Annotated in this window: 23 protein-coding genes; 4 read left to right on the top strand and 19 right to left on the bottom strand. The window is 68.5% G+C overall.

All coding sequences use genetic code 11. The features are described 5' to 3' along the window. Positions 1-7 precede the first annotated feature (7 nt). From Q0P60_RS16760 to Q0P60_RS16695, 14 genes are all read right to left on the bottom strand, one after another. Positions 8-1,246, bottom strand: coding sequence for a substrate-binding domain-containing protein (locus Q0P60_RS16760; RefSeq protein ID WP_294996077.1), 1,239 nt, complete (start codon positions 1,244-1,246; stop codon positions 8-10). Between the two features lie 271 nt (positions 1,247-1,517). Then, positions 1,518-2,717: a type II secretion system inner membrane protein GspF gene (gspF, locus tag Q0P60_RS16755; RefSeq protein ID WP_294996074.1), complete on the bottom strand. Its 1,200-nt coding sequence runs from the start codon at positions 2,715-2,717 to the stop codon at positions 1,518-1,520. A gap of 7 nt (positions 2,718-2,724) precedes the next feature. Further along, the gene (gene gspE / locus Q0P60_RS16750; RefSeq protein WP_294996071.1) at positions 2,725-4,158 is read right to left on the bottom strand and encodes a type II secretion system ATPase GspE; all 1,434 of its coding nucleotides are present in this window, start codon (positions 4,156-4,158) and stop codon (positions 2,725-2,727) included. Further along, positions 4,155-6,536 (bottom strand): type II secretion system secretin GspD, encoded by a 2,382-nt coding sequence (gspD, locus tag Q0P60_RS16745; RefSeq protein WP_294996068.1) that lies wholly within the window; start codon positions 6,534-6,536, stop codon positions 4,155-4,157. Before gspD ends, gspE begins: the two co-directional genes overlap by 4 nt. Continuing rightward, positions 6,533-7,060: a type II secretion system protein GspM gene (gene gspM, locus Q0P60_RS16740; RefSeq protein WP_294996063.1), complete on the bottom strand. Its 528-nt coding sequence runs from the start codon at positions 7,058-7,060 to the stop codon at positions 6,533-6,535. The genes gspD and gspM overlap by 4 nt, the downstream gene beginning before the upstream one ends. Beyond that, a complete protein-coding gene (gene gspL / locus Q0P60_RS16735; protein ID WP_294996061.1) occupies positions 7,057-8,220 on the bottom strand; it encodes a type II secretion system protein GspL in 1,164 nt (387 codons plus the stop codon). Before gspL ends, gspM begins: the two co-directional genes overlap by 4 nt. Beyond that, on the bottom strand, positions 8,217-9,122 hold the full coding sequence (gene gspK / locus Q0P60_RS16730) for a type II secretion system minor pseudopilin GspK (protein WP_294996058.1): 906 nt from the start codon (positions 9,120-9,122) through the stop codon (positions 8,217-8,219). Before gspK ends, gspL begins: the two co-directional genes overlap by 4 nt. Before the next feature lie 9 nt (positions 9,123-9,131). Continuing rightward, on the bottom strand, positions 9,132-9,569 hold the full coding sequence (gene gspG / locus Q0P60_RS16725; RefSeq protein ID WP_294996055.1) for a type II secretion system major pseudopilin GspG: 438 nt from the start codon (positions 9,567-9,569) through the stop codon (positions 9,132-9,134). A gap of 57 nt (positions 9,570-9,626) precedes the next feature. Further along, complete coding sequence (locus Q0P60_RS16720; protein ID WP_294996052.1) at positions 9,627-10,187, bottom strand: hypothetical protein; 561 nt, start codon at positions 10,185-10,187, stop codon at positions 9,627-9,629. 144 nt (positions 10,188-10,331) lie between these two features. Next, the gene (locus Q0P60_RS16715) at positions 10,332-10,883 is read right to left on the bottom strand and encodes a transposase (protein ID WP_294996049.1); all 552 of its coding nucleotides are present in this window, start codon (positions 10,881-10,883) and stop codon (positions 10,332-10,334) included. A 58-nt stretch (positions 10,884-10,941) separates the two neighbouring features. Further along, entirely contained in the window at positions 10,942-11,922 is a 981-nt protein-coding gene (locus Q0P60_RS16710; RefSeq protein WP_294996046.1) for a DUF4880 domain-containing protein, read from the bottom strand. A gap of 69 nt (positions 11,923-11,991) precedes the next feature. Further along, positions 11,992-12,522 carry a sigma-70 family RNA polymerase sigma factor gene (locus Q0P60_RS16705; RefSeq protein WP_019337777.1) on the bottom strand — a complete coding sequence of 177 codons (531 nt, stop codon included), beginning with the start codon at positions 12,520-12,522 and terminating at the stop codon, positions 11,992-11,994. Positions 12,523-12,538: 16 nt separating this feature from the next. Continuing rightward, positions 12,539-13,219 (bottom strand): STN domain-containing protein, encoded by a 681-nt coding sequence (locus Q0P60_RS16700; RefSeq protein ID WP_345780342.1) that lies wholly within the window; start codon positions 13,217-13,219, stop codon positions 12,539-12,541. A 180-nt stretch (positions 13,220-13,399) separates the two neighbouring features. Then, complete coding sequence (locus Q0P60_RS16695) at positions 13,400-13,864, bottom strand: Lrp/AsnC family transcriptional regulator (protein WP_294996037.1); 465 nt, start codon at positions 13,862-13,864, stop codon at positions 13,400-13,402. Between the two features lie 125 nt (positions 13,865-13,989). Here Q0P60_RS16695 and Q0P60_RS16690 point away from each other — a divergent pair, with 125 nt between their 5' ends. The 4 genes from Q0P60_RS16690 to Q0P60_RS16675 all read left to right on the top strand — a co-directional run bounded on the left by Q0P60_RS16690 (position 13,990) and on the right by Q0P60_RS16675 (position 17,199). Then, complete coding sequence (locus tag Q0P60_RS16690) at positions 13,990-14,724, top strand: AzlC family ABC transporter permease (protein ID WP_294996034.1); 735 nt, start codon at positions 13,990-13,992, stop codon at positions 14,722-14,724. Further along, the gene (locus Q0P60_RS16685) at positions 14,721-15,035 is read left to right on the top strand and encodes an AzlD family protein (RefSeq protein WP_294996031.1); all 315 of its coding nucleotides are present in this window, start codon (positions 14,721-14,723) and stop codon (positions 15,033-15,035) included. Before Q0P60_RS16690 ends, Q0P60_RS16685 begins: the two co-directional genes overlap by 4 nt. Positions 15,036-15,244: 209 nt before the next feature. Further along, positions 15,245-15,673, top strand: a complete 429-nt coding sequence (locus Q0P60_RS16680; protein WP_032128130.1) for a PAS sensor domain-containing protein — start codon at positions 15,245-15,247, stop codon at positions 15,671-15,673. Beyond that, the gene (locus tag Q0P60_RS16675) at positions 15,670-17,199 is read left to right on the top strand and encodes a sulfite reductase flavoprotein subunit alpha (RefSeq protein WP_294996026.1); all 1,530 of its coding nucleotides are present in this window, start codon (positions 15,670-15,672) and stop codon (positions 17,197-17,199) included. Before Q0P60_RS16680 ends, Q0P60_RS16675 begins: the two co-directional genes overlap by 4 nt. A 137-nt stretch (positions 17,200-17,336) precedes the next feature. Here the strand turns inward: Q0P60_RS16675 and Q0P60_RS16670 are convergent, their stop codons facing one another. The 5 genes from Q0P60_RS16670 to Q0P60_RS16650 are packed head-to-tail and all read right to left on the bottom strand — an operon-like array spanning position 17,337 to position 21,447. Further along, positions 17,337-18,005 carry an ATP-binding cassette domain-containing protein gene (locus Q0P60_RS16670; protein ID WP_294996023.1) on the bottom strand — a complete coding sequence of 223 codons (669 nt, stop codon included), beginning with the start codon at positions 18,003-18,005 and terminating at the stop codon, positions 17,337-17,339. Continuing rightward, positions 17,995-18,678, bottom strand: a complete 684-nt coding sequence (modB, locus tag Q0P60_RS16665; protein WP_006371078.1) for a molybdate ABC transporter permease subunit — start codon at positions 18,676-18,678, stop codon at positions 17,995-17,997. Before modB ends, Q0P60_RS16670 begins: the two co-directional genes overlap by 11 nt. A 3-nt stretch (positions 18,679-18,681) precedes the next feature. Then, on the bottom strand, positions 18,682-19,425 hold the full coding sequence (gene modA / locus Q0P60_RS16660; protein WP_294996016.1) for a molybdate ABC transporter substrate-binding protein: 744 nt from the start codon (positions 19,423-19,425) through the stop codon (positions 18,682-18,684). Positions 19,426-19,444: 19 nt separating this feature from the next. Continuing rightward, a complete protein-coding gene (locus Q0P60_RS16655; protein WP_294996013.1) occupies positions 19,445-20,221 on the bottom strand; it encodes a helix-turn-helix domain-containing protein in 777 nt (258 codons plus the stop codon). 11 nt (positions 20,222-20,232) lie between these two features. Further along, positions 20,233-21,447 (bottom strand): coproporphyrinogen III oxidase, encoded by a 1,215-nt coding sequence (locus tag Q0P60_RS16650; protein ID WP_294996010.1) that lies wholly within the window; start codon positions 21,445-21,447, stop codon positions 20,233-20,235. Positions 21,448-21,531 lie beyond the last annotated feature (84 nt).

The raw sequence follows: 21,531 nt of genomic DNA, 5'->3' as shown, positions 1-21,531 counted from the left end.
ATCGCGATTACTGCGGGCGACCGATGTTGGCGCAGGTGCTCGGGTTGTTCAGGGCTGCAGCGTTGCCGGCCAGCACGAAGCGCGCACGGATGGCCTCGCGCCAGGTCTTGGTCAGCGGGATGAAGCCATGGGCACGCACGGCGGTGTCGTTGGTGCCGCTGGTGCCGGCGTTGTAGTGGCCCATCAGGAAGGTGCGCAGGTTGTTGGCAACCGTGGTGTTCTTGTAGCACTGGCCGAACACCAGGTTGGTGTAACCGGCGATCGGATAGCCCGTGGTCGGATTGCCGAACACCGGCACCCAGTTGGCCGGATCACTGGCGGCGGCACCGGACGGCGGGGCGGCAGATTCCAGGGTGGCCTGCACGTCCACTTCGTTCGGCGAATAGCCCTTGACCTTGGCGACCTTGGTGGCGTCGCTCAGGGCGGCCTGGCGAGCGGCTTCGGTGTTGTCGGCGGCCGGGATGGCGTCCGGGCTGACGTAGCCGATGCGGCCCACGGCAGCCTGCACGGTGCTGTACAGCGCGCTGCCGCCGGTGGCGCTGGCCGGGATGAAGTTGGCCGGGGCGGTATTGTTGACGAACAGGTTCTTGAAGGTCGACTGCACCGCGAACTTCGGCGCAGCCACTTCGTTCGGCGCCCAGACAACCGGCTTCAGGCTGGTGCCTGCGACGTCGTCCTTGGTGCAGGCGGCGGTCAGGAAGCGGGTCAGCAGTTCGCTGGTGCCGCTGCTCTCGTCACGGTAGACCACAACCAGGTCACCGCTGCGGCCGGAACCGGCGATGTCTTCCCACTTGTTGATCTTGCCCGAGAACACGCCGCAGATCTGGGTCACGGTCAGGTTCAGGGCGCCACCGACCTTGTTGAACGGAACGGTGACCGAGGTCGCGACCGACGGCACCTGGATCAGCGCACCGTAACGGTTGGCATCGCCACTGACGTTGTAGGTGGTGTTGTAGGTGCTCAGCTCGGTGCCGCTCAGCACCGAGTCGCTGCCGGCGAAATGCACGGTGCCGGACGCCTGGAACAGCGCCGAGTTGTTTTCCAGGAAGGCCTTCTTGCCGGTGCCCGAGCCGGTCACGGCATAGCTGAAGTTGGCCGGCAGGATGCTGTCCGGCTTGCCCTTGTAGAGGTCGGCCGGCAGCGAGGCGCCGCCGCCGGTGACATTGGCGGTCTGCGCCGAAGCGGCACCGGCGGTGGCGAGCAGCGCGGTAGCAACCAGCGCGGCCAGGGTCTTGTACTTGTTCATGATCTTCTCCTGAAGGGTTTACTGCGAAGGGAAACGCCAAGGGAGGAACGGTCACTACACGCCTGCTGCCGCCGAGGGCCTCCCAGCCCACTCTGCGGCGACGTGGCTATGCTGGTCGGCGCCGATGACAGGCTGCTTAAGAAACCTGTGGAAGATCAGCAAAAGGTGTGGAGGATTGTCTGGAGAAATCCAGCTGTCAGTAGATCCACGCCATGCGTGGATGCAGCGCATATGGCGCGCTTCGCGCGCCCCCTCCACGCATGGCGTGGATCTACTGCACCAGCTGGTTCATTTCCATGATCGGCATCAGTACCGCCAGCACGATCGTCAGCACCACGCCGCCCATCACCAGGATCATGGTGGGTTCCAGCAGCGCGGTCAGCGCCATCGCCCGGCGCTCGATCTCGCGCGAGATCGTCTGTGCAGCGCGATCCAGCAGTGGCGCCAGCGAACCAGTCTTCTCACCGCTGGCCACCAGATGCACCAGGATCGGTGGATAGACTTTCTGCACCTTCAACGCCGAACCCAGCGCCGCGCCTTCGCGAACCCGTGCGGACACGTCATCGGCGCAGCGCGCCAGCAGCGTATTGCCCAGGGTCTGTCGCGCCGCGTCCAATGCGCGCAGCAGCGGCACACCAGCATCCAGCAGGATCGCCAGCGTCGAAGCAAATCGCGCACTGTTCACGCCCAGCACGAACCGCCCCAGCAGTGGCAGCCGCAGCAGCATCGCGTCCCAGCGCAGACGCAGCTCGGGGCGGCGCAACGCCAGCCGCCATGCCACCACCAACGCGGCGATGCCCAGCCCCACCCACACGCCCCAGCTGCGCACGAATGCGCTGGCCGCCAGCATCACCTGGGTCAGCATCGGCAGGGTCTGCCGTGCCTGCACGAATGCGGTCACCACCTGCGGCACTACGTAGCTGAGCAGGAAGATCACGATCGCCACCGATACCAGGCTGATCGCCGCCGGGTAGATGAAGGCGGTCAGCACCTTGGCCTGCAACGCATTGCGCTCTTCGATGTAGTCCGCAAGCCGCTCCATCACCCGGGCGAGGTCACCGGAGTCCTCGCCCGCCCCCACCAGCGCACGGTAGATCGGCGGGAAGTCGCGCGGCCGCGCGGCCAGGGCCACGGTCAGGCGCTGGCCGGCGCGGACGTCGGCGCGCACCGCCGTGAGCGCCTGCGCCACGTGCGGGCGTTCGGCCTGCTCGATCACCGCACTCAGCGCGCCTTCCAGTGGCAGGCTGGCGGCCAGCAGGCTGGACAGCTGGCGGGTGGCCCAGGCCAGCTCGCTGGCGGACAGGCGACGCGCTGTCCAGCTACCGCCTGCACTGCGTGCTGCGCTCACCTGCACAGGCGTCAGCCCGCGCCCGCGCAGCAGCTGGCGCGCGCCGCGCGGGCTGTCGGCATCCAGCTGGCCCTTCTCGATACGGCCCTGCGCGTTGGCGGCCTGGTAGTCGAACAATGCCATCGTCGCCTCACGCGTCGCCGGTGACGCGCAGGATCTCTTCCAGCGTGGTCACCCCGCTGTCGACCCAACGCTGGCCGTCCTCGCGCAGGTTGCGCATGCCCGCTCGCCGCGCGGCCTCGCGCAGCGCTGGCTCACCCTGCCCCTCGTGGATCAGCGCACGCACACGGTCATCGACCACGAACAGCTCGTGGATGCCGGTGCGCCCCCGATAGCCGCTGTTCGCACACGCGGCACAGCCGACGGCACGCCACACGGTACGGCCGTCCTCGCCTACCTCCGCGCGCCGGCACTGGGTGCACAACCGCCGCACCAGCCGCTGCGCCAACACCCCCCGCAACGAAGACGCCAGCAGGAACGGCTCCACGCCCATGTCGGCGAGGCGGGTTACCGCCGAGATCGCATCATTGGTATGCAGGGACGCCAGCACCCCGTGCCCGGTCAGCGACGACTGCACCGCGATCTGCGCGGTTTCCAGATCGCGGATTTCGCCGATCATGATGGTGTCCGGATCCTGGCGCAGGATCGCGCGAAGCGCGGTGCCGAAGCTCATGCCGATGCGCGCGTTGACCTGGATCTGGCCGATGCCGGCGAAATCGTACTCGACCGGATCTTCCACGGTCAGGATGTTGCTGGTGCTGCTGTCGAGCTGGCCCAGTGCGGCGTACAGCGAGGTGGTCTTGCCACTGCCGGTCGGGCCGGTCACCAGCACGATGCCATGCGGCTGCCGGATCAATCCGGTGAAGGTCGCCAGGGTGTCATCGGCCATGCCCAGGCGTTGCAGCTGCAGGCGCCCGGCGTCCTTTTCCAGCAGTCGCAGCACGGCCCGTTCGCCATGCCCGGTCGGCACGGTGGAGACACGGATGTCCAGTGGACGGCCACCGACCCGGATCGCGATGCGTCCATCCTGTGGCAGGCGCTTCTCGGCGATGTCCAGGTGCGCCATGATCTTGATGCGCGACACCAGCGCCGCGTGCAGGGCACGCCGCGGCTGCACCATGTCACGCAGCGTGCCGTCGACCCGGTAGCGCACCACCGAGTGGGTTTCGAACGGCTCGATGTGCAGGTCGCTGGCACCATCACGCGCGGCCTGTGCCAGCAGGGCATTGATCATGCGGATCACCGGCGCGTCATCCTGCGCATCGAGCAGATCGGTGACCTCCGGCATGTCCTGCATCAGCCGGTCCAGGTCCACCTCGCTTTCAGCGGCGCCGACCACGGCGGCGGCGTCACCACCGTCACGATACTGCTCGCCCAGGCGCTGCTGCCAGGCCGCGGCATCCAGCGCGTGGAACGGCAACGGGCCGTGCCGGCGGCGCAGCTCGGCCACCGCCCAGGCCGCGGTATCCGCCGTGCCCAGCAGCACGGGCTGGCCACCGGCCTCGGCCAGCATCACGCCGTGGCTGCGCACCCAGGCATACGGCAGGAGCGCGTTCGCGCTCACGGCCCGATCACCAGTTCCGGCGTGTAGCCGAGCCCACGCAGCTGCTGCAGCGCCGGATCGAGTTTCGCCGGATCGCGTGGCAGGCGCACGCGCAGGCGCTGGCCGTTCCCGCCCGGCGTGGCCTCGGCATAGGCCTGCAGGCCCAGTGCCCGCACCTGCGCCACGCCCTGGCCGGCGCGCGCCGGATCCAGGCCCTGCGCGAACTGCACCAGCTGCGCGTCTTCGTCAGCGGCCGGGTACAGCGCCGCCAGGCTGCTGTTCTGCAGCGGCTGGCCCTGGCCATCGCGGGCGTTGCCCTGGCCCAGCACGGACAGGTCCTGGGGGGGCAGCTGCGGCGCCGACAGGGCCGGCAACGCCCAGCTCTGTACCGGCTGCGCACCGGCCTGCGCGTTGCGCATGTAGTCGTAGCGATCACGGGTCAGGCGCTGGCCAGCGGCCGGATCGCGCACCACGTGCGGGCGCAGGAACACCATCAGGTTGGTCTTGGCGCGCTTGCGCGTATCGCTGCGGAACAGTGCACCCAGCACCGGCAGCTTGCCCAGCCCCGGCACTGCGTCGCGCCCATGGCTGACGCTGTCCTCCAGCAGCCCGCCGAGCACCATGATCTGGCCATCGTCGAGCAGCACGCTGGTATCCAGCGCACGCTTGTTGGTGATGATGCCGGCCGTGCTGTTCGCGCTCTGCGCGTCGATGCTGCTGACCTCCTGGTAGATATCCAGCTTGACCGTGCCGCCTTCGGAGATCTGTGGCCGCACGCGCAGCTTCAGGCCCACGTCCTCGCGCACGATGGTCTGGAACGGGTTGTTGCTGCCGCCGCCGCCGTCGGTCACGTAGCGGCCGCTGACGAAGGGCACGGTCTGCCCGACCATGATGCTGGCCGCCTCGTTGTCCAGCGTCATCAGGTTCGGCGTGGACAGGATGTTGGCGCCACCCTTGCTCTGCAGCGCATTGGCCAGCGCCTTCATGTTGAGGATCTGGCCGACCCCCGGCAGGTTGATGGTGCCGTCGATCACGCCGATCTTCAGGCCATCCTTGGGCAGCACGTCGAGCGTGGTGCGCGCGGCGGTGTTCAAGCCGCTGCCACCGCTGGTGCCACCAAAATGGGTGCCACCGAAGGTGCGGCCATTGCCCAGCATCCACTGCACGCCCAGTTCCGCCGCGTCGGTCTGGTTGACCTCCACGATCAGGCTTTCCACCAGCACCTGTGCACGGCGCTGGTCGAGCTGGTCGATCACCCGCCGCAGGTTGCGGTAGACCGGCTCGGGCGCCGAGATCAGCAGCGTGTTGGTGGCAACATCGGCCTGCACCGAAATACCGTTCTGGCTGAAGCCGGTGCTGCCGGCATCGATCGGGTCGCGGCGGTTCGGATCGAGCCGCTGTGATTCAAGCGCATTGCCGCCGGCCTTGGCCTGTTGCGGCTGCGACGGCTGCGGCGTCGTCGGGTGGTTGCTGGCACCGGGCAGCGGCGTGATGCCTTCGTTGCTGCCCATTGCCTGCGCATCGCTCTGCCCGGCGACCACGCCGCGCAGCACCCCGGCCAGCTGGTTGGCCTGGGCGTTGCGAAGATAGACCACGTGCAGATTGCCGGACTCGTCCTGGGCACGGTCCAGCTTCTCCACCAGCTGCCGCGCCAACCGGGTACGGCCGGGGCTACTGGAGCGCAGCAGCACGCTGTTGCTGCGCGGGTCCGCCATCACCACCACCTTCTGGCTGGGCTCGGCGCCCTGTGCATCGAGCAACGGCGCGACCATCGCCGCCACATCCACGGCGATGCCCTGCTGCAGCTTGACCACATCGGTATCCATGCCGGCCGGCGTGTCCACGCTGGCAATCACCCGCGCGATGCGCTCCAGGTTGTCGGCGTAGTCGGTGATCACCAGGGTGTTGTTGCCCGGATTGGCGGTGATCGGGTTGTCGGGGCTGATCATCGGCCGCAGCACCGCCACCAGTGCGGCGGCGTTCTCGTAGCGCAGCGCGAAGGTGCGCGTCGCCACCTCACCACCGGCGCCACCGGTGCCGACCCGCCCGCCCAGCAGCTTGGCATCGGCCTGCGGCACCACACGGCTGACACCGCCGTTCTCCACCACTGCGAAGCCACGCATGCGCAGCGCCCCCAACAGCAGCTGGTAAGCCTGGGTGCGACTGACCGGGCCATCGGAGACCACCGTCATTTTGCCGGTCACCCGCGGGTCAACCAGGAACTGTCGGCCAGTGAAGCGCGCGGCCATGCGCAGCACGCCACCGATATCGGTATCCACCAGATTCAACTGCACCGGCTCATCGCGGGTCTCCTGCGCCAGCGCCGGCGCCGGAACATGGGCGATGCCGACGAGCAGGGCCAGCGCGCTGCTGCAGGCGAGGCTGCGCATCGCCTTCATGGATGGCCACCCGCAGAGAGTGCCACTTCGATGTTTCCGGAAATCCGTGCCGCCGGCATGTTCGCATCCCCTGTGCGTGTCAGTTGCAGCTGCTGTAGCTCGATGGCCGGATCAGCCAGCAACGGCAGCAGCCAGTTCCACAACGCGTCGGCGGGCACCGCCTGTACCTGCAGGTGCCAGTGTCCGTCGCGCGCTTCGATATGCAGCCCCTTGGCAAGGCCGGCGGAGCGGATCTGCTCGCGCAGGCCGGCCAGCGTGGGGCGTTGCCCCTGCGCCTGCTGCCGGCGCTCGCGCGCACGCAGCAGTGGCGCCAATGCCTGCGCCTGCGCCTGCAGCCGCGGCAGTTCGGCCTGCCAGTAGGTGCGCTGCTTCAACAGCGGCTCCAGCCAGAACGACCACAGGCTGGCGACCAGCAGCGCTGCGACCATCGCCCGCAGCATCAGCCGGTCGCGCGGCGGCAGGCGCTGCCATCGCCGCTGCAGGCCCGCTGCGCCCGCGCCCAGGCGCAGCGCGGCGGCGGTCACTGCCCACCTCCGCTCACGCGCAGGCGACCACCCGCTTCGCGCACCAGCAGCAGGCCCTGCGCCTGCGCCGCCTGCTGCCACTGCTCCAACCGCTGCGCGTCATCGACCACGGCCTGCGCTTCGGCATCCAGCTCCAGCTCCAGCTGGCCGGATTGATAGCGCAGGCCGCGCACCTGTCCGCCCAGCTCCGGGACCGCCTGCAGCGTGCTGGCGACTTGTCGCTGCAGGGGTGGCAACGGCGGTGCCGATGGCGGAACGGACAGCGCGCGCCGCGCCTGCAGCACCGGGTCGACCACGTCGGTGATCTCCGGAAAGTGCGCGCTGAACTGGCGTGCCATGTCCTGCTGCAACGCCTCGCCCTCGCTGCGCCAGCGCGAGACCTGCAGCTGCAGCCCGAGCGCGGCCAGCAGCACGGCCGCCAGCGCCAGCCCGATCGCCAGCCGCGGCGCCTGCCGTCCGCCGCCAGGCAGCGGCAGCGACCAGCCGGGGAGCGGGCCACTGGCCTGCAGTTCGTGTGCCAACACAGATGCTGGCATGCTTTGCGGCCATGCCGATGGCACGCTGCCGACCCATTGCACGGCCTCAACGCCTGCCTGCTGCAGCCGCGCCGCCAGCGCCTGCATCACCGCGCCTGAGTCACGACCGCCGCACCACTGCACCAGGCCGCGGTCACGCCCGCTGCGCACCAGCAGGTGCTCACCACTGGCCTGCAGCGTCGCCTGCCCGCTCTGCCAGGGCAGCAGCAATGGCGTCGGGTACAGCGCCTGCAGTCGCAGACCACATGACGCAAGCAGCTGCTGCGCCTGCACGATCACCTGCAGGCCGAGCCACGCCACCGGCACGCTGCCGTCGGCCGCCTGGCTGCCATGCGCCAGTGCCACCTCCTGCAGGTCGTCCAGCAGCATCGCTTCCACTTCCCCCTGCAATGCCGCCTGCAGCCGACGACCCGACAGCGGTGGCAGCTGCAGTTCCAGCAGGATCAGGTCATGCGGATCGAGGCTGGCCAGCACCTCGGCCTGGGCATAGCGCTGCCCGAGCAGGGCCAGCGGCGCGCGCCCCTGGGCCTGGGCAATCCCTTTCTGCAGCTGGGCCCATTCGACCTCGCTGTCCGCACCCAGGCGCTCCAGCGCCGGCAGGCGCACCCTCAGCTGCACGCTCATGCACCGATCCTCGTCCACACACGTTGCACACGCACGCCGTCGTCGCGGTACTCGCGCCAGATCAGCGCGCGGAAGTCGACCACACTCTCATCGGCCTGCACCTGGCCGACGGCGAGGAACCACTCGCTATGGATGCCAAGGGGTACCAGTTCCATCTGCGCGTCGCTCAGTTGAAGGCGATTGGCGATGTCACCGCGATTGAGCAACCAGTGGCCCCCATCGCGCTCACTGAGCAGCGCCTGCATGCGCCCAGGCTCGACACTGGGCATGACCGCCTGCAGCACGCTGGAATCACTGGTGTTGGCGTTGACCAGGGTCTGCGCCGGCAGCACCACGGTGCGCCGTGCCAGCGCCTGCACGGCGACGGGGTCGGCACCGGCGAACGCCTGCTCGATCAGGGACTCGCGTGGCAGCGGCGCCTGCGCCTGGATGTCGCCATCGCGCAGGCGTGCCTGGATATGATCCGCTGCGGATGCGCAAGCGCCCTGCCCCAGCCCCTGCCCGGCACACAACGCGATGAACGCGCGCCGCGCTTCCGGATCGGGCCTGCCATGCGCCAGCAGGTTGCGTAGATTGAACATTGACTGTGCATCAACCAGCTGCAACTGCACCGGCAGCGGCACCTGCGAGCGCAACGGCCGCGCCCAGCGCCCGCTGCGAACAGTGGTCAGCTGCTCCTGCACATCCTCGCGCAGCTGCTGGGCCGCGCGCTCCAGCGTGGCGTCCACCGCCATCCGCACCTGGGCGCGCAGCTGCTCGCCCCGCAGCGCGCGCAACTGCGCAGACTGGCGGGTCAGCAGGGCGGTGGCGATCACCGCTACCAGCGCCACCACCAGCATCGCCACGATCACTGCCATGCCGCGCTGGCGGGCCAACGCCACCGAACGCATCCGGGTTGCCATCGGCTCGCCTCACAGTTGCCAGGAACCGATGTCCGCGTTCCCGGCGTCGCCACCGGGCTTGCTGTCCGCGCCCAGCGAGAACACATCGATGTCGCCGTGGGTGCCGGGAACCTGGTACTGGTACGGATGGCCCCACGGATCGTTCGGAAGGCGGTCCAGATAGGGCGAGACCGGCATCGCGCCACTACCCTGTGGCGGCTTCACCAGTGCCTGCAGGCCCTGCTCGGCGCTCGGGTAGCGCCCGTTGTCCAGCTTGAACAGCTTCAACGCCTGCATCAGCGCCGCGATGTCCTGCCGCGCCGCGACCACGCGCGCCTGGTCGGGACGGTCCATCAACCGCGGTACGATCAGCGCGGCGAGAATGCCGATGATCACCACCACCACCATGATCTCGATCAGGCTGAAACCCTGCTGCCGAGTCCTGCGACCACCCACCTGCCTTGCCATTGTTCCGCCCTCGTCATCCTGGAAGAGACCGCTGCGCCATGGTCAGCGGTGCATGTGTCAGTACGATAAACATCCGCCTGCTATTCGCTGTGCCTGCGCCTGCAGCGGTGCCACACGCGTGGCCGCAACGCACGCTGCATCCAGCAGGTGCGCAGGAATACCCCGCAACGTTGCTTCGATGCAGCCTTGCAGCAGTGGATGCGAGCAGGCCTGGAGCAGGCGCACGCACTGCATCGGTGACCAGGCCTTGCCGTGGTCGAGGCCAATGAACTGCCGATAGGCCTGGTGGTAGCGCAGGTCGTCGTGCACGCGCTGCGCACTGCGCAGGTCACGCAGCACCACCAGCAGCGCCGCACGTTGCAGCTGGCGCGGGTCGCCGGCGTCGAACGGCAACAGGGTCATGGCGGCCTCAGGCCAGGGCCGCAGCTGCGGGTCAAGCGCCCTGCGCACTGCCAGCAGCGGATGCGATGAGCTGTCCAGTGCTGCCCAGCGCCCTGCATCCGCCCAGGCATCGCTGGACAGTACCCACACCCATGAATGCCCATAGCGCTGCACGTTCAGGGGCGCGTGCCGGGCCTGCTCCAGTGACTGGCTCAGGTGGCGATCGAGCTCCAGCATGCTGATCCTGCGACTGTCTGCCATCGGCGCCGCCTGTGCTCCGTGACGCGCGGTGCGTCGTACTCTGGAGAAGACGTCGGCAAGGCTGGCGAAACGACAATGCGAATGCATCTCTGTGCACTGCGTGGCGCTTCATCCCTACTGTCACTGCAGCGTCATGCACCTGCAGGCTTCACGTTCCAGCCGCGGCACGTCTCCGCCGCAGCGCCGCGCCAGCACCGCCACGTCACTGCGCTGGGCGAACGCCGCGAGTGCGTCGGTCATGCCTGCGTCATCCAGCCACGACGCCATCGCCACGCGCAGTGCCGGCAGCTGCCAGCCGTCCATCAGGCCATGCGTGCCGGCCACGAACCAGTGCCACAGTCGATGATGCTGCACCTGCTCGTGCAGCTGAACGAGGCTGTCGATGCCATGCATGCCCATCAGCAGCAGCGCGCGTGCCAGTGCCGCAGGTGGCAGTGCCCCGGCCTCGGCCAGGGGCAGTACCTGCTGCTGCAGGCGCAGCAGCATCGCCAGTGGATGCGACTGCGGGTCGAATTCCAGCAGCACGGCCTGCTGCTGCCACTGTGCGTCGGAGACCACGCACACCCAGGGCGACCCATAACGATGCACCATCAACGGCCGTCGCTGCGTGGTTTCCAGCAGCGCCGACAGATTGCGGCGCAGATCCAGCACACCGATGGTCTCGTTGCGCATCCTTGGCTTCTCCTTGCTTGCAACAGCCCTGCGCGGCGCGCACGGCCAGCGTCTTCATCTAACCAAGGACGGCAATGCCACCCGGAAAGCGACGCAGATCCAGCGACAGGGTCAGCCGCAGCTGCTCCAGCGCTGCGTCCGGATCATCGATGCGGAAGCGACCGCTGACCGGGGCGCGCGCCAATGCCGATTCGCCCAGCAGCACTTTGCCGCGGCGATAGCGGTTGATCTCCTCCACCACCTCGTGCAAGGGAGCACGGCGGAACACCAGCATGCCCTCGGTCCAGGCACTCACTTCCGAGGCGACCGCTTCGGCCACCACGCCGCTGAGACGTTCGTCGTAGCCGGTCTGCTGGCCGGCCTGCAGCTGCAGCCGCCCCTGCGGGTGCTCGATGCGGGCACTGCCGTGCAGGCAGGTCACCCGCACCTGGCCGTTGGTATTGCGGACGTCCAGGCGCACCGCACCTTCATCGGCGACCACGCAGCCCGGCCCGGCAAACAACGCCAGGCGCAGGCCGGCCAGGGTTTCGATCGCCGCCTGGCCCTGCACCAGTTCGAACCCTTCGCCCTGCGCATCAGCGCGACGGCGCAGGCTGCTCTGCGTATCCAGTTCGATCTTCAACTGCGGCACCGGTGCAATCTGCAACCGCTCGCCGGTGCCGGTGTGGAAATCGGCCGCCATCGCCGTCACCGACGGCCACAGCCCCAGCGGGGGGCGCAGTGCCGCCACCACCGCCAGGCTGGCGGGCGCGGCAATCGCAGCCCCCAGGAAGGCGCGGCGGCTCCAGCGCTGCACCGGTGATGGCGCGATGGGCTGGCGCGCGTCGCGCGGCAGCTGTTCGCCGGCCACGCGCACCTGCTCCCATTGCCGACGCGCACGGCCGAACGCTTCACGATGGCGCGGATCAGCCTCGCACCACGCGCGGAACCTGCGTCCATCGGCGGCGGTGGCTTCGCCCGAGGTCAGCCGCACCACCCACGCGTGGGCCTGACGCTCGACGGCATCCAGCGGGCGTTGCGGGCGATCGTCAGGATCCATGGGAGCTCATGCCGGACCCGCACGCTGCGGGGTTCTGCTCGGCGTCAAAGTGTAGACGGATGCCGCCGCTCAGAACCGCACCTGGCGCCCCTGGCCGCTGCGTTCGGCCAGGTAGTCCTGGGCCGCCTTCAGTTCACGCTGTACCAGCCGCAGCGACACCCCCAGGTGATCGGCGACATCCCGCTGCTGCAGGCCGTCGACGCGGATCGCCAGCAGGATGCGACGGCGGCGCTCCGGCATGCGCTGCAGCAGCCCGACCATGTCTTCCAGTGCGAAATCCAGTTCCGCAGCCTGCGCCGGGCCCGGTGCCGGGTCGGCCATGTCCATCAGCGTGTCCACCTCTTCCAGGCTCAGCAGGCGGTGGTCGGCACGCTGGCGGTCGATCACGGTGTTCATCGCCATGCGCAGCAGATAGGCCGCGGGGTTCTGCACCGCGTCCAGGCGGTCGCGGCGCGCGCTCAGCCGCATCCAGGTGTCCTGCAGCGCATCGCCCGCCAGCTCCTCCGAGCCCAGCTTGCGGACCAGGCGACGCTTCAGCTCGTCGTAGGCGCCCAGCAGATGGTCCATCAGGTCAACTGCCCCAGCCGTACCGTTGCTCATGTTCGAATCCTTGAAGTCATGGAAGGGGCGGGCGCCGGCCACAGTCGTGGTCGTTGCCGGAAGGACGGATCTGCAGGGTGACCGGCTGCGGAAGCGCTGCCGCAGCGGCCTCCAGCTGCAGTGCCTGCAGGGCCTGCAGCAGGCGCGCATCGCGGCCGGCACTGCCACTGCCGGACACCAGTTCGGGAGCCTGTACCTGGCCGTCGCCGCCGACGCGGAAACGCAACGTCGCGGCATAGCGGCCGGGTGCAATCGCAGGGTCGTCACAGAACGCTTCGCGCAGCCGCTGCTGCAGGCCGCCATAGCGACGCCGGCGCTCGGCCTCGGGTAGGTCGGCGCCGCCACCGGTTTCGGCCAGAGCATGCGTGCTCCGGCGCAGCACCACCCGCTGCGCACCGGTCAGCTCGGCCTCGATGCCGGTGTCCTGCAGCAGCATCTGCAGTGCAGGCAGCGGCGGCAGGCTGGCCTGCAGCGCATGGCTGCTGCGGCCGGCGGCAAGATCGCCCGGGTACATCACCGACCACCCGCTGATGACGCTGAAGCGCTCGACCGCCTGTTCCAGCGGTTGCGCCGGAATGTCGTAGGCATGAATGCCGTCCTGCGCGGCAGCGGCAAAGGACAGCAGCAGCCATGCGGCGATGGCCACTTTCCAAGTTCTGACTGCATGGTGTCCATTCAGCCCCCTGACGTAGAACACATGACCCTCGGCAGCGACAGCAGCTGCACTGGACACGCGGTACGACCGGAGGTCCGGTCCGCACGCACCCAGCAAGCGGGCTCAAACCGTACCGGTGCGACATGTCATTGCGATGACCGCCGGTGGCCTCGGCTGTTGCCTCTGCGGGAGCCGGGTGCAACCCGGCCGCCCCCCCCTCCCTCAAAGCGGCAACTGGGTGGTCTGCTTGATCCGCTGCATCGGGATCTCGGTCTTGGTGTTCTGCACCCCGGCAATCCGGTTCAGGTGCTGCATCTGGAACTGCCGGTAGGCATCCAGGTCCGCAACGGCGACCCGCAGCAGGAAATCACAGTCGCCCGCCATCAGATGGCATTCAAGGACTTCCGGGAAAGACTTGATGCTGTTGATGAAGTGATTGGTGGTGTCCTCGTCCTGGCCACGCAACCAGACCCGCACGAACACGGTGAAGCCACGGCCGACTTTCGCCTCATTCAGCAGCGCCACGTAGCGATCGATGTAGCCGCCGTCCTCCAGCAACCGCACCCGGCGCAGGCAGGCCGACGGCGATAGCCCCACCTGGCGGGCCAGCTCGAGATTCTGCAGGCGGCCGTCACGCTGCAGGGCGTCGAGGATACGGCGATCGAGGTTGTCGAGCTGGTACTGCATGGAATTCCATCCCTTTCGCTTATTGCCGCAGGAAATATCAATCTTCCCGAACTGAATGGCATCAACGCAACCCGATTTCGTGTTCGGCCCGCTAGCATGGGCCACCCCCACCTCGTCACCGCTCGATGGACGCCCGCACCACCCTCCCCCTGCCTGACGCCGCCTGCGATACCGCGCCGCGCGCCGAGTTCCTGCGCGGCCTGCGTGCCGCCGTGCCGGTCATGATCGGCTTCATCCCGTTCGCCCTGGTCCTTGGCGCCCAGGCCGCCCAGAAGGGCCTGAGCGCGTTGGAAGTGCCGTTGATGACCGGCCTCAACTTTGCCGGCGGCTCGGAGTTCGCCGCCGTCGAACTGTGGACCTCGCCGCCCCATATCGCGCTGATCGTGGCGATTACCGCACTGGTCAACAGCCGCCATCTGCTGATGGGTGCCAGCCTGGCCCCGCTGCTGCAGCACCTGCCACGCCGCCGCGTGCTGCCGGCACTGTTCTTCATGTGCGACGAAAGCTGGGCACTGGGCGTCGCCGATGCGCGTCGCCGTGCGCTCGGATTCAGCCTGGCCTACTACCTGGGTGTCTCGGCAGGCCTGTACACGGTCTGGGTGGCCTGTACCGCCCTCGGCGCGATCGTCGGCCCGATGCTGGGCGACATCCACGCCTATGGCTTCGACATGGCGTTCCCGGCCGTGTTCCTGGTGCTGCTGCGTGGCATGTGGCAAGGCGTGAAGGCAGCACGGCCGTGGCTGGTCAGCCTGGTGGTCGCTGCTGCCACCTACCTGCTGATTCCCGGCGCATGGTACGTGGCCAGTGGCGCGCTGGCCGGCCTGGCGGCCGCCTGGCTGCTGGCGGAGGACGCGGCATGATCTTCAACGGATTGATCCACTGGACCTCGGTGCTGACCATCGTGCTGATGGCCGCCGCGACCTACCTGACCCGTATCGTCGGCTTCCTCGCGCTGCGCAACCGCACCCTGAGCAAGCGCGCGGTGACGGTGATGGAGGCCGCGCCGGGCTGCGTGCTGATCTCGGTGATCGCCCCCGACTTCGTCGCCGACAAGCCCGCCGATCTCGCCGCGCTGGCCATCACCCTGCTCGCGGCCACCCGCCTATCGATGCTGCCGACGGTGCTGATCGGCGTGGTTTCGGCCGGGCTGCTGCGCTACCTGCTGGGCTGAACCCGGCAAACCCACTGTAGAGCCGAGCCCACGCTCGGCTGCGGTGGCACTGCTCGGCCGCGCGGACGCGGCAAACCTGCCTGCGACACCCGGTCGCAGGCGATCCCGTCAGCCGCTTGATCAATGTCAAACCGCCCGCCGCCGCGCGGGCGTATTTCTATGCAGGACCCGAACACGCCGGCGTTACCGGCATCCACAAGGACCCTGCGATGAGCTACACCCCCGACAACGCCCAGCTGCTGAACGCCATGCAGAACGTCATGGTGATCTCCACCACTGACCTGCAGGGCAATATCACCTACGCCAACGACCTGTTCTGCACGCTCACCGGATTCGCCCGCGAGGAGCTGATCGGCCAACCCCACAGCATCGTGCGCCACCCGGACGTGCCCAAGGCCGTCTACAAGGACATGTGGGACACCATCAAGGCCGGCAAGACCTGGACCGGTATCGTGCCGAATCTCGGCAAGGGCGGCGTGCTCTACGTGGTCGACACCACGGTGCAGCCGCTGTTCGATGCCGAGGGCAACATCACCTCGTACATCAGCATCCGCCGCGTGGTGAACGACCTGATGCAGAACTACGACCTGGTCGAGTTCAGCAAGGAAAAGTTCGACGACTTCTACGAGGCGGCGTGAACGCCCTCCCGGCCCGCCTGCCCATCAGCCGCCTGCTGGTGGGCTTCGCCTCCGAGTCGGGCAATGCCCGCGCCCTGGCCCAGCGCCTGGGCGCGGACCTGCAGCCGCATGGGCCGCAGATCCTTCCGTTCAATGACATCGACGTGGCCAGCCTCGGCCACGGCGACGTACTGCTGGCAATCTCCAGTTCGTTCGGCGACGGCGAGCCACCGGCCAACGGCGAGCAGTTCTTCGAAACGCTGCGCCAGACCCCGACGCTGTCCGGCCTGCGCTACGCCGTGTTCGGCCTCGGTGACACCGGCTATCCCAGCTTCTGTGGCTTCACCAAGGCGTTGGATGCGGCGCTGAGCGAGCGCCATGCACAGCCGCTGCTGCAGCGCGTGGATGCCGACCTGGGGTACGAGCAGTTCTTCCAGCAATGGCAGCCGGTGCTCGGCCAGGTGCTGCAAGGCGACAACACCGCCGGCCTCGACCTGCGCCTGCAGGTGACCGCCTACGGCGAAGACAATGCCTTTTCCGCACCGATCCTTGAACGCCGGCGCTTGAACGGCAGCGACCCGGCCGCCTGGCACCTGCAGCTGGGTATCGCGGGCAGCGGCATGGCCTACCGCGCGGGCGACACCCTGCACGTGGTACCGGAAAACGACCCGGCACTGCTGCAGGCACTGGCGCGCTGGTACGGCGACAGTACCGCCGTTGCCAGCCTGTGCGACCGCGAACTGCGCCTGCTCAGCAAGAGCGTGCTGCGCGAACTGGCCAGGCTGGGTGGCAGCGAAACGCTGAAGGGCCTGCTCAAGGTCAGCCAGAAGCGCGAGCTGGAGGCCTACCTGCATGGCCTGGACCTGCTGGATGTACTGCAGGACCACGCCACCCCTGACAGCGTCCCGCTGCCACGCCTGCGCGAGCTGCTGTCGCCGCGCCTGCCCCGCGCATATTCCATCGCATCGCACCCGGGTGATGACACACTGAGCCTGTGCGTGCGCGAGGTGCGCTACCCCCTGCGCGGCCGCGAACGCTCCGGCACGGCGACCGGAAGCCTGCTGCATGGCAGTGGCCACGCCCGCGTGTACTGCCGTTCCAATCCCGGCTTCCATCTGCCGGATGCTGGACAGCCCCCGCTGTTGCTGGTCGGTACCGGTACCGGCATCGCGCCGTTGATGGGCCTGATCCAGGAACTGCAGGCCAGGGCCTGCGGGCACGAGGCGCACCTGGTGTTCGGCGAGAAGCATCGCGCGCATGATTTCCTGTACCAGGAGCAGCTGCAGGACTGGCAGGCGCGGGGCGTACTGGCTGGCCTGCATACCGCGTTCTCGCGCGATGGCGCCGACAAGGTCTATGTGCAGCACGTGCTGCGGCAACGCAGCCACGAGGTACGCGACGTACTTGCGCGCGGCGGACATCTCTACCTGTGCGGCAACAAGAGCCACCTGGAGGGTGCGGTACGCGAGGCCATCGACCTGATCGCCGGCGAGGGCCACTGGGAGGCGCTGCGCAGCGAAGGCCGTATCCACTGCGAGTTGTATTGATCCGTTGATCCTGTAGAGCCGAGCCGATGCTCGGCTGTTGTTGGCAGCAACGCGGAAGGCAGCCGAGCGTGGGCTCGGCTCTACAAGGTTCCGCGGCAAGGCCTCACATCGGCGCGCCCACGATCACGCCGGCACCCTCAATCGCCGACGATGCGTCCGTCCACCACGCGTGCCACCTGCTGGCCGAACACGGCCACATCCTGCGGATCATGGCTGATCAGCAGCAACGGAATACCCGTCTTGTCCAGCACCGCTTCCAGCTCCTGGCGCAGGTGCTGCCTCAGGTCATGGTCCAGGGCGGAGAACGGTTCATCCAGCAGCAACGCCTGCGGCTGGGTCACCAATGCCCTGGCCAGGGCGGTGCGCTGGCGCTGGCCACCGGAAACCTGCGACGGCAGCAGATCGCCCACCGTATCGATGCGGAACGCGTGCAGCCACTGCTCCACCGCGTCGAAGCGCTGGCCGGGGCGTGGATTCAACCAGCCCTTGTGCAGCCCGAACGCCACATTCTGGCGCACGCTCAGGTGCGGGAACAGCGCGTAGTCCTGGAACACGTAGCCCAGCCGCCGTCGCTGTGGCGGCAGGTCGACGCCGCGCAGCGCATCGAACAGGGTCTGCCCTTGCAGGCGCACATGGCCCTGCCCCGGCCGCAGCAATCCGGCCACCGCTTTCAAGGTCAGGCTCTTGCCTGCGCCGGACGGACCGAACAGCACCACCTGCCGCTGCGTGCACTGCAACGATACGTCCAGCACGAAATCCTGGCCGGCTGCCTGCAACCGGCGCTGTACCTGCAGGTCAAGCCACATCGCGCAGCTCCCTGCGGCGTCCACCCACCAGCCGTGCCGCGAGCAGCAGGATCACGATGCAGACCACCGAGGTCAGGATCACCAGCGCGTTGGCCTTGCCGTCCTGGCCGGCCTGCACCGCCTCGTAGATGGCGATCGACAGCGTCTGCGTGCGGCCCGGGATGCTGCCGGCCACCATCAGGGTGGCACCGAACTCGCCCATCGCGCGCGCGAACGCCAGCAACAGGCCGGCGAGAATGCCACGCCAGGCCAGCGGCAAGGTGATGCGGAAGAACACTGCGGCCTCGGAAACGCCGAGCGTGCGCGCGGCCTGCTCCAGCTGCCCGTCCACTTCCTCGAACGCCGCCCGCGCCGGCTTGAACACCAGCGGCAGCGAGGCAACGGCCGCGGCAATCACCGCGGCCTGCCAGGTGAACACCAGGTTGATACCGAACCACGACTGCAGCCACGCGCCGATCGGGCCGTTGCGGCCAATCAGCACCAGCAGGTAATAGCCCAGCACGGTGGGCGGCAGCACCATCGGCAGGGTCAACAGGGAATCGAGCAGTTCACGGCCCGGGAAGCGCCGCCGCGCCAGCAGCGCGCCCAGCGCGACCCCCAGCACCAGGTTGATCGCGGTGGCCCAGCCGGCCACCTTCAGCGACAGCCCCAGTGCGCTCCAGTCCAGGTCCATGCCTCAGGGCTTGCCGAACCCGTGCCTGGCCAGGATCGCCTGGCCCTGTGCCGAACGCACGAAGGCGGTGAAGCGCTTGGCCTCCGCCGGCTGCGTGCTGGCCCGGGTCACCGCCAGCGGATAGGCGATGCGCCCCGATACCGGGACGGCGAAGGCACGGCGAACCCGGTCAGGCATGGCCTGCGCATCGGTGGCGTAGACAAAACCTGCATCCACCTCGCCACGCGCCACGTAATCCAGCGACTGGCGCACGTTCTGCGTGGTGATGGTCTTGCCCTGCACCGACGGCCACAGACCTGCCGCTTCCAGCGCACCCTTGGCATAGCGCCCCACCGGCACACTGTCCGGGTTGCCCAGCGCAATGCGTTGCACGCCAGCACCGGCCAGCTCCTTCAACGCACGCGGTGCGGCCGTGGATTGCGGTGGCACCACCACCCACAACGCATTCACCGCGAACACCTCACGGCTGCCGGCGGCCAGCAGGCCCTGCTGCTGGGCCTGGTCCATCGTGGTTTCATCGGCGGACGCGAATACGTCCACCGGTGCGCCGCGGCTGATCTGCTGCAGCAGCACGCCAGACGCCGCGAAGTTGAAATCAACCCGGGTACCGGGATGTGCCTTCTCATAGGCCGTCCCCAGTTCGCGGAAGCTCTCGGTCAGGCTCGAGGCCGCCGACACCGTCAGCTCGCCAGCCCAGGCCGGCAGCGCAACCAGTACTCCCAGCAACAACAGTCCTGCTCGCTTCATCATCGGCTCCCGGCCAGGTTCAGTTCGGATCGGATTCATCGGCCACCGCCAGCGCCGCCAGGCGCTCGGGCTGCAGCAACAGGATCTCGCGCTGCTTCACGACGATGATCCCATCATCGCTCAACCGGCGCAGCACACGGCTGGCGGTCTCCGGCGCCATCCGCAGGTAGTTGGCGATCTCGGTGCGCGCCATGGTCAGGTTGAAGCGCGTGGCGGAGAAGCCACGCCGCGCATAGCGTTCGGACATGTCCAGCAGGAACGCGGCCATGCGCTCCTCGGTGCGATGGTTCGCCGCCAGCGTGGCGACCTTGCCGATCTCCGCGCTGAGCAGGCTGAACAGCTTGGCCTGCAGGCCCGGCATGCGCGTGGCCAGCAGGCTCAGCTTGGGGAACGAGATCCGGCACAGGTGCACGGTGTCCAATGCCACCGCATTGCAGGGAAAGCGCGCACCATGGATCGCGTTCAGGCCGATCACTTCACCCGGCAGGCTGAAGCCCAGCACTTGCTCGTTGCCCTGGCTGTCATCGACGAAGGTCTTGACCATGCCCGCGCGCACCGCGGCGATCGAATCGAACGATTCGCCGGCGCGGAAAATGTAGTCGCCGGCATGGAACGGGCCGACATGGTCGACCAGCACATGCAGCTCCCCCAGCGCGGTCTTGTCATAGCCCTGCGAGATGCAGGCGTCGGAGAACGCACAGGTGCTGCAGAAGCGCAGCGCGTCGCCGTCATCGGCGGCGGCGGGGTTCGGCGTGGCCCGGCCGAGGCGGCCCTGGGAAGGCGGGTTCGATGACATCGGGGCAACACTCAAGCGATGGCGGCCGCCGGCCGGAAGCATGCGGCCATCATACGCCACAGCAGACGCCCTTCTTCGGCCAGCCGCAGCACACGCCCGTCCCAGCGCGCCCAGCCTTGTGCGAGCAACGGTGCCAGCGCTGGCAGCTGCCCGGCAAAGCACGCCTCAAACGGTTCATCATTGCGCCACTCGAAGGCGGCGGCATCCAGTGCATGGTCGCAGGCGATGCTTTGCGCCACTTCAGCCGCCAGCCGCTCGTCCTCGGAAAGGATCAGCCCGGCGGACACGCCGATGTGGCCGGCCTGCAGGCGTGCGCGCCATTCGCCCAGTTCGTCCTGCAACCGGTAGAACACTTCGCCTATCTGGCTGCAGGCGGCCAGGCCGAGCCCGATGAAATCGCTGCGGTCACGGCGCGGTACGCCGGCCAGATCGCAATGGCGCTGGCCGTCACCGGGCCCATGCGGGTTTGGCAGGTCCCCGCGCTGATAGTGATCGCCACCGATCGGTTCGTAGCCCGCCGCCCCCAGCAGGCGCCATGCCTGCAGCCAGTTCGCAGCGGAGGGATGCTGCGGCAGCGCGCACGGTGCCGGCAGCAGGATCCGCTCCGGCGCCTCGGCCAGCACTTCATGCAGGCGCTCGATGAAGCCGCCGTCTTCGTTGGCCGGCACCCGCAGCTGGTAGTAGCGCGCGGTGAACCCAACCTGCCGCGCCTGCGCCAGCAGGGTCGGCCCTGCCGCATCCGCGCGGTCGATCACATTGAGCCGGGTGCAGCCCACCGCGCGCAGCTGCGCGGGTGACCGCGTGCTGCCTGCATCCAATCGAACCTCCACCTGCGGGCGGGCCACGGTGCGCAGGTGCTGCGGCACCGCATCCAGGAGCTGGCCGAGCTGTGGCGGCGGCAGGGTCTCGGCCAACCCCAGCTGCAGCACCATTGCCACCACCTCGCGGTCCTCGGCCAACGCATCGGCCTGCAGCCTCAGGGCCAGCATCAGGGTCTCCAGATAGGCCTGCGCTGGCACGTCGCGGCCACCACGGCCCGCCTGGAACCCCAGGGTCAGGCCGCGCGGAATCAGGTGCTCGTTGCTGGCGCGCAACGCGGCGCGCCAACCGCTTTCTCCGAAGCCGGTACTGAACTGGTCCGCCGGCGGAAACAGCACATGCCGGGGTTGCCGCAGCAATGCTGCCTGCAGCGCAGTGTCTTCACTCTCGTCGGCGTGATGGCTCATGGCACACATCTTCGGGCGTTCCTCTTCGCGTGGCCCTGATTGAAATCAAGCGTGGCGCATCTGCGGCGTCATGCCGGCCAGCGG

It is taken from the genome of uncultured Stenotrophomonas sp., assembly GCF_945952405.1.
Lineage (GTDB): Bacteria > Pseudomonadota > Gammaproteobacteria > Xanthomonadales > Xanthomonadaceae > Stenotrophomonas.
This window is presented reverse-complemented; position numbering and strand designations above follow the sequence as displayed.

Excerpts from the sequence above, each read along its gene's own strand:
- modA (WP_294996016.1), bottom strand. The coding sequence starts at position 19,425 with ATGAAGCGAGCAGGACTGTTGTTGCTGGGAGTACTGGTTGCGCTGCCG.
- Q0P60_RS16705 (WP_019337777.1), bottom strand. The coding sequence starts at position 12,522 with ATGAGCAACGGTACGGCTGGGGCAGTTGACCTGATGGACCATCTGCTG.
- gspK (WP_294996058.1), bottom strand. The coding sequence starts at position 9,122 with ATGGCAACCCGGATGCGTTCGGTGGCGTTGGCCCGCCAGCGCGGCATG.
- Q0P60_RS16680 (WP_032128130.1), top strand. The coding sequence starts at position 15,245 with ATGAGCTACACCCCCGACAACGCCCAGCTGCTGAACGCCATGCAGAAC.
- Q0P60_RS16760 (WP_294996077.1), bottom strand. The coding sequence starts at position 1,246 with ATGAACAAGTACAAGACCCTGGCCGCGCTGGTTGCTACCGCGCTGCTC.
- Q0P60_RS16655 (WP_294996013.1), bottom strand. The coding sequence starts at position 20,221 with ATGTCATCGAACCCGCCTTCCCAGGGCCGCCTCGGCCGGGCCACGCCG.
- modB (WP_006371078.1), bottom strand. The coding sequence starts at position 18,678 with ATGGACCTGGACTGGAGCGCACTGGGGCTGTCGCTGAAGGTGGCCGGC.
- Q0P60_RS16670 (WP_294996023.1), bottom strand. The coding sequence starts at position 18,005 with ATGTGGCTTGACCTGCAGGTACAGCGCCGGTTGCAGGCAGCCGGCCAG.
- gspF (WP_294996074.1), bottom strand. The coding sequence starts at position 2,717 with ATGGCATTGTTCGACTACCAGGCCGCCAACGCGCAGGGCCGTATCGAG.
- Q0P60_RS16690 (WP_294996034.1), top strand. The coding sequence starts at position 13,990 with ATGGACGCCCGCACCACCCTCCCCCTGCCTGACGCCGCCTGCGATACC.
- Q0P60_RS16720 (WP_294996052.1), bottom strand. The coding sequence starts at position 10,187 with ATGCTGGAGCTCGATCGCCACCTGAGCCAGTCACTGGAGCAGGCCCGG.
- gspD (WP_294996068.1), bottom strand. The coding sequence starts at position 6,536 with ATGAAGGCGATGCGCAGCCTCGCCTGCAGCAGCGCGCTGGCCCTGCTC.
- Q0P60_RS16710 (WP_294996046.1), bottom strand. The coding sequence starts at position 11,922 with ATGGATCCTGACGATCGCCCGCAACGCCCGCTGGATGCCGTCGAGCGT.
- Q0P60_RS16650 (WP_294996010.1), bottom strand. The coding sequence starts at position 21,447 with ATGAGCCATCACGCCGACGAGAGTGAAGACACTGCGCTGCAGGCAGCA.
- gspG (WP_294996055.1), bottom strand. The coding sequence starts at position 9,569 with ATGGCAAGGCAGGTGGGTGGTCGCAGGACTCGGCAGCAGGGTTTCAGC.
- gspL (WP_294996061.1), bottom strand. The coding sequence starts at position 8,220 with ATGAGCGTGCAGCTGAGGGTGCGCCTGCCGGCGCTGGAGCGCCTGGGT.
- Q0P60_RS16685 (WP_294996031.1), top strand. The coding sequence starts at position 14,721 with ATGATCTTCAACGGATTGATCCACTGGACCTCGGTGCTGACCATCGTG.
- Q0P60_RS16695 (WP_294996037.1), bottom strand. The coding sequence starts at position 13,864 with ATGCAGTACCAGCTCGACAACCTCGATCGCCGTATCCTCGACGCCCTG.
- Q0P60_RS16715 (WP_294996049.1), bottom strand. The coding sequence starts at position 10,883 with ATGCGCAACGAGACCATCGGTGTGCTGGATCTGCGCCGCAATCTGTCG.